Source organism: Elizabethkingia argenteiflava, assembly GCF_009904105.1.
GTDB lineage: Bacteria > Bacteroidota > Bacteroidia > Flavobacteriales > Weeksellaceae > Elizabethkingia > Elizabethkingia argenteiflava.
Genome location: NZ_JAAABJ010000115.1, coordinates 1 through 563, shown reverse-complemented (window position 1 = coordinate 563; position 563 = coordinate 1). Strand labels below are relative to the sequence as shown.

The following is a 563-nucleotide window of genomic DNA, read 5'->3' as shown; positions in this document are numbered from 1 at the left end:
CAGCATATATAATCTGTAATAGCCCCGACTTAATATGACGTTAAGTGTTAAAATAATTATCAGTTATTCAAGATTATACTTACTTCCAAAAGTAAGGATTTTTTGTTCCAATGCAAGAGTATACAAAAATAACTCTTTTGCAATATGTTTACTATCCAATAACGTCTGCATCGTTGTTTTAACATAACAATGTATTCCAGTATGCGTTCTTTCATTGTTGTAATAGGACAACCAACTTGTTTAAGACTAATAGAAGTTCTTCAATACTTCTGAAAATTTTATTTCTAAAAGCTATGGCATAAAAATCGTCCTGTATCGTCCTTTGAAAACGTTCACAAATGCCATTGGTCTGAGGACTTTTAGCCTTGGTCTTTGTGTTATAAATATCTTCAATTGCTAAATAAAGCTGGTATTCATGCTGTTCTCTTATTCCACAGTATTCCGTTCCTCTGTCTGTTAAAATTCTTAGTAAACGAAGTTCCTGCTGCTCAAAGAAAGGGACTACCTGATCATTAAGCATGTCATCAGCAATAAGAGCATTTTTACGGTCATATAGTTTTGCT

The 563-nt window shown here is 32.7% G+C and carries 1 pseudogene; it reads right to left on the bottom strand.

From position 1 onward, the window contains the following. Nucleotides 1-63 precede the first annotated feature (63 nt). Nucleotides 64-563: pseudogene (locus tag GNY06_RS00695) on the bottom strand (integrase core domain-containing protein); the annotation flags it as partial.